We start from the raw sequence: 5324 nt of genomic DNA, 5'->3' as shown, positions 1-5324 counted from the left end.
ACCTTGGCGACCATGCCCGACAGCGGCACGCCCAGCGGGTTCGCGGCGGCGGCGGCCCCGCCCAGGTCATGTGCCGGGGGCGGGCGTCCGGCTTCTTCTGCCGCCTGGGCCGGGTATCACCTTGACGCCCCGGTCAGTTCCCGGGAGGTCTGCCCTACCCCGCCGCGGCCCAGGCGGCTGGGCCACCAAGCCCGCGTGTCCAGATCCCGTACCAGCGCCGGGACCAGCAGAGACCGCACCACCAGGGTGTCGAGCAGGACGCCGAAGGCGACGATGAAGGCTGTCTGGACGAGGAAGGCCAGGGGGATCACCACCAGTGCGGCGAAGGTGGCGGCGAGTACGACGCCCGCCGAGGTGATCACCCCGCCGGTGGTGACCAGCCCGCGCAGCACACCCTCTCGCGCCCCGTGGTGCGCGGTTTCCTCACGCACCCTGGACATGAGGAAGATGTTGTAGTCCACCCCCAGCGCGACCAGGAAGACGAAGCCGTACAGCGGTACGGACGCGTCGCTGCCGGTGAATCCGAACACATGCGTGAAGACCAGCGCGGAGACGCCGAGGGTGGCCAGGAAGTTCAGCGCCACGGTGACCACCAGGAGTACGGGCGTCACCAGCGAGCGCAGCAGGACGATCAGGATGAGCAGGATGATCGCCAGGACGACCGGGACGATGAGCAGCGTGTCGTTCTTCGCGGTCTCCGTCGTGTCGTATCGCTGGGCGCTGTACCCGCCGATCATGACACCGTTCTCGGCGGCGAGCGCGGCACGCAGGCGCTTGACCGTGTCCTGGGCGGCGTCGCCGTCCGGCGCGTCGTTCAACGTCGCCTCCACCAGCACGAGTCCATCGACGATCTTGGGGGTGTCACCCGGTCGTCCGCTCCGGGTCACCGCCGCGGTGTCGGACACGCCCTCGACGCCGTGGGCCGTCTTCTCCACGGCCGCGGCACGCCCGGCGGGGACGACGATGACCGCGGGCTGCCCCGAGCCTCCGGGGAAGTGCTCGCTCAGCGTCGCCTGTGCCGCCACCGACGGCGCGTCGTTCACGAAGGTCTCGTCCAGCGGCACACCTCTGGCGTTCAGTTGCGGCGCGAAGAGGGCGAGGCCGATGAGAGGCAGGATGGTGACGATCCAGAGGCGGCGCGGATGGCGGTCGACCAGGGTGGCCACCCGGCCCCAGATCCCGCGGGCCTCGGCGCCTGCCGGACGCGGCTTCGCCGGCCACAGGGCGGCGCGACCCAGCAGGACGAGAGCCGCGGGCAGGAAGGTGAGCGCGCTGAGGGCGGCGCACACGATGCCGATGGCGCCCACCGGGCCGAGTGCGCGGTTGTTGGTCAGGTTGCTGAGCAGCAGCGCGAGCAGAGCCAGGGCCACCGTGGCGGCACTGGCGACGATCGGCTCGAACGAGCGCCGCAGCGCGACGCGGCCTGCGGCGAAGCGGTCGCCGGTCGTGGCCAGTTCCTCCTGGAAGCGGGCGGTCAGCAGCAACGCGTAGTCGGTGGCCGCGCCGATGACCAGGATGAACAGGATGCCCTGCACCTGGCCGTCGACCCGGACGATGCCGCGGTCGGCCAGGAGGTACACCACAGCGCATGCCAGGCCCAGTGCGAAGACCGCGCCGGTGATGATGACGAGCGGCAACAGCAGGCTTCGGTACACCGCCAGCAGAATGATCAACACGGTGATCAGCGCCACCCCGAGAAGCAGGCCGTCGATCCCGGCGAAAGCGCCGGACAGATCGGCCCGGGTGGCCGCCGGTCCCGCGAGCTGAGCCCGAAGGCCGTCGACCGCCACCGCCGAGCCGATCCGGTCCAGGGTCTCCCCGAGCGAGCCCTCGAGGTCGGGGCTGAGCTGGACCACGCCCCGCAGCGCCTGGCCGTCGTCCGAGCCGATGGCGGGCGTGGGCGTCCCGACGACGCCCGCCGTGTCGCGCAGCGAGGCGAGCGTCCGGGTCGCCGCGGCGCTCTGCTCGGGAGCGATGTCCTTCCCGTCCGCGGTCCACACCACGATGAGTGGCTGCGTCTCACCCTGGCGGAACCTCTCCTGCACTTCCAGCACGCGCGTCGACTCCGCACTCTGTGGCAGGAACGCGGCCTGGTCGTTGGTGGACACCTCGGTGAGCTTGCCGGCGAACGGCCCCAGCCCTCCGCCGACGGCCAGCCAGACCAGCACCAGCAGTGCCGGAACAAGCCAGCGGATCGGTTGCCGCGCCATGAGATCACCTTTCCGCGATGCCATGTAACTCTATTATTGAGATACTTAATTGTTGAGTTAATGTAGCATGACGGCATGAACGGCGATAGCGAGGTAGGCATCGACCTGCAGTCCTTCGCGGTACGACTGCGCCGGATGACCGCCGAGTTCAACCGCATCGCCCATGAGTTCGCCCACGAGCAGGGGCTGCACACCACAGATGTCCAGGCCCTCATGAAGATCTTTGACGCTCCGTCGCCGATCACCCCAGGTCGGCTGCGGGAGGAGTTGAACCTCACGTCGGGTGCCGTCACCGCGTGCCTCGACCGGCTGGAGCGGGCCGGGCACATCCGCCGGGTTCGCGACGTACACGACCGGCGCGTGGTCCACCTGCACTACCTCGACGCGGCGAAGGAATTCGCCGCGGCCTTCTTCGGCCCGCTCGGCCGTGGTACGGACAACGCCCTGCGGCGTTTCAGCCCGGAGGAGTTGCGCACCGTGGCAGCCTTTCTCGACGCTATGAACGGGGAACTTGGCGTGTTGCGAGCCGAGTCGGGTTCTTCCTGACCTTGTCTTCGAGTACGCGGGCCGAACGGTTGCGTTGAGGTGCTGCATAGATTCCGGGGGCTACCGGGGATCGACCGAGCGGAAAACGGAAACGCCTCGGGGACCATGCCCCGAGGCGTTCCGATTGAGATCTTTGTCAGCCGAGAGCGTCCCTGATTCGCGCGATCGGTCTGCGGCAGTCCGCCTCAGCGGAACCGCGGGTCGTTTCCGGCCTTCGTGGTCACCTTGAGCGACAGAGCGCTGGCGATCTCACCCCACGAGACATAGGAGAAGTTCGTGGCGTCGCGTTCGTCGTCGACGTCGGGCCCGGTCTCGGGCTCGTCGTGCGTGACCAGCAGGCCCTGGCGGTAGTCACCGACGGGACGGTTCGTCACGGCAAGCCCGTCGGAGCCGTTGACGTCGTCGGCTTCCTTGGCGCCCTTGACCCGGAAGCCGCCCAGCGGAGCGTTCCTGCCCTGCCGGTCGTAGACCGCGAACGTGTCGTCTCCCTGGCTCGACACGATGACGTATCCGGTCGAGCCCGGGCCGTAGTAGATGTCGACGCCCTCGGCGTCAGCCGTGAGCCGGTTGCCGCCGAAGCCCTTGGCCTTCGGGTCGATCGGCCGGCACTCTTCGGACTCCTTGTCGTAGGCGTCGTGGATGCCGAAGTCGGTGACCTTGTCGATGAGCGTCGGCTGCCCGCCCGAGCCGAGCGGCAGCCGCAGCCGCCACAGGCCGACATCCTCCTGCGCGGCATAGAGAACGCCTGACTTCTGGTCCACCGCGACACCCTCGAACTGCGGCAGTACGCCCGGCTCCGCACACGGGGACCAGGTCGAACCGTCCGGCAGCTTGAAGGTGCTCGGCATCGTCAGTTTCTTGACGCTCGTGTAACCGAGCCTGCCGTCGATCTCGACGATGCGCGCGGTCGCGAGGGTCGTGGCACCTTCCTGGGTGACGACGGCATACGTCTCACCGCGCTTCGGCTGCCAGACGGTGAGTCCGTACGCGGTGTGCTCCTCGTCGACGGCTTCACGGTCAGGGTTGAACAGGAACCGCTGATCAGCCGCGGTGACCTCGGTCAGCGGCGTACGCACCGCGGCGCCGGCCGGGTCGATGACGAAGAACCGGAGCTGGTCGTTGTAGCGGTCCGAGACGACCGCGACGTCGACCACGCGGCCGGCGAGTGTGATGTCGTAGGCGATGTCGACGTTGTTGTACCGGCCTTTGGCCGTGTCGGCCCGCGGGGCCTCGGTCGCGGCCAGTGACTGGAGCTCCCGGGATTTCATGTCGTAGACGCGCAGGCCCCCCTCCTTGGCGGTCACGATCACGATCGACTTGTGGGAGTCCTTCGGGTGGACCCAGATCGCGGGGTCGTCACCGGAGGCGTTGCCCCCCTCTTCGTCGTCATAAAGGGCAGGCGTCTCGTTGTCCGTCGTCACGACTGCGGGATCGCCCCGATGCTCAACGGCGGGAAAGGCCGCTGCGGGGGAGGCGGCGAGCAAGGCGGCGGCAACCGTGCCAACCGACAGTGCGGCTTTCAGGATGTGAGTCACGTGTTCGAGCGTGTCCGACGAAGATTGCCGCGGATCTGACCGGTAGATAGCTGCCAGTTGAACTCTGGAAATCGCCATGCGGGGAGGACGTCGTCGGCCGCGGCCATGCCGCGGTGCGAGGTATCGGGGCGGAAGGCTGCCACTCAGGCTCGCATGGCGAGCAACGCCTTCCGGGCTGCGACGAGTGCCTCCTCTTCGGAGGCTCCGGTGTGCAGGGCGACCCTGGCGAACTCCTCGGCCGCCGCGGCGAGCCGGAGGCGGAACCGGTCGGCTGTGTCGGTGATGACAGCCGCTCGGCCACGACGTAGTTCCACCAGCCCTTCGTCGCGCAACTGCTGGTAGCCCCGTAGCACGGTGTGCAGGTTGATGCCGAGGGTGGTGGCCACGTTGCGCGCCGAAGGGAGCCGGTCTCCGGGGGCCGCCGTGCCATTGGCCAGCGCGGCGCGTACGGACGCCGCCACCTGGTCGGCGAGCGACTGTGCCGATGAGGGGTCAACTGTGATCAGCACTACGCCGTCTCCACCCGTCGCTGCCTGCTCAGCCATCCGTTGACCAGCGCGGCCGCCGTCTCCGCTTCGCGCGTGGAGTAGACGAACCGCCGGCCGTCACTCAACGACAGGACGAGCACCGGCCCCTTCCCGCCGACGACACCCCAGCCCGCATCACTGTCGTCCAGCTTGTACCGCCCGGCGGGAGCTTCGCTCCTGGCCTCAGCGAATCGTATCCTCGGGTACGGCACCGTCCGGCGTAGGGCGGGTAGCCAGGGGACCCTCACCATGACCCCCGAGCCGTCGATCTGCAGACGGGTACGCGCCTGTGCCATTTCAAAGACCGTCCACAGCGCCAGCACCGTCGTGCCCTGCCATGCACCGGAGCCCTCGGACACGGCCCATATGGTGACCGCGGCCAGCACCGCGGCGACCAGCAGCCTCCGTGCCGACCAGGCGGAGGCCACGAACATGGCGCGCTGCCACGGGCCGAGCGTCATGGTGGGCGCATGCGGCGGCGGTGCGGCGGTGGTCTCGGGCGCCGG

General features: G+C 69.0%; 5 protein-coding genes. 1 reads left to right on the top strand and 4 read right to left on the bottom strand.

The features are described 5' to 3' along the window. Positions 1 to 116 precede the first annotated feature (116 nt). Positions 117 to 2210, bottom strand: coding sequence for an MMPL family transporter (locus tag ABZ260_RS45740; protein ID WP_355630735.1), 2094 nt, complete (start codon positions 2208 to 2210; stop codon positions 117 to 119). A gap of 75 nt (positions 2211 to 2285) precedes the next feature. On the opposite strand from ABZ260_RS45740, the gene ABZ260_RS45735 reads away from it, so the two are divergent. Then, positions 2286 to 2756, top strand: a complete 471-nt coding sequence (locus tag ABZ260_RS45735) for a MarR family winged helix-turn-helix transcriptional regulator (RefSeq protein WP_355569203.1) — start codon at positions 2286 to 2288, stop codon at positions 2754 to 2756. Positions 2757 to 2941: 185 nt separating this feature from the next. Here ABZ260_RS45735 and ABZ260_RS45730 read toward each other — a convergent pair whose 3' ends face one another. The 3 genes from ABZ260_RS45730 to ABZ260_RS45720 form a co-directional block, all read right to left on the bottom strand. Next, on the bottom strand, positions 2942 to 4291 hold the full coding sequence (locus tag ABZ260_RS45730; RefSeq protein ID WP_355630732.1) for a phytase: 1350 nt from the start codon (positions 4289 to 4291) through the stop codon (positions 2942 to 2944). Between the two features lie 143 nt (positions 4292 to 4434). After that, the gene (locus ABZ260_RS45725) at positions 4435 to 4800 is read right to left on the bottom strand and encodes a GntR family transcriptional regulator (protein WP_355630729.1); all 366 of its coding nucleotides are present in this window, start codon (positions 4798 to 4800) and stop codon (positions 4435 to 4437) included. After that, positions 4800 to 5324: hypothetical protein (locus ABZ260_RS45720; protein ID WP_355630726.1), on the bottom strand; the 525-nt coding region annotated here is incomplete at its 5' end. The genes ABZ260_RS45720 and ABZ260_RS45725, both read right to left, overlap by 1 nt.

Origin of the sequence: Streptosporangium sp. NPDC006013, from assembly GCF_040614275.1 — a bacterium.
Classification (GTDB): domain Bacteria; phylum Actinomycetota; class Actinomycetes; order Streptosporangiales; family Streptosporangiaceae; genus Streptosporangium.
The sequence above is the reverse complement of the archived record's forward strand: the minus strand, read 5'-3'. Positions and strand labels throughout refer to the sequence as shown.

Bases quoted from the DNA above. Each gene is read 5' to 3' on its own strand.
- ABZ260_RS45740 (WP_355630735.1), bottom strand. From the start codon at position 2,210: ATGGCGCGGCAACCGATCCGCTGGCTTGTTCCGGCACTGCTGGTGCTG.
- ABZ260_RS45735 (WP_355569203.1), top strand. From the start codon at position 2,286: ATGAACGGCGATAGCGAGGTAGGCATCGACCTGCAGTCCTTCGCGGTA.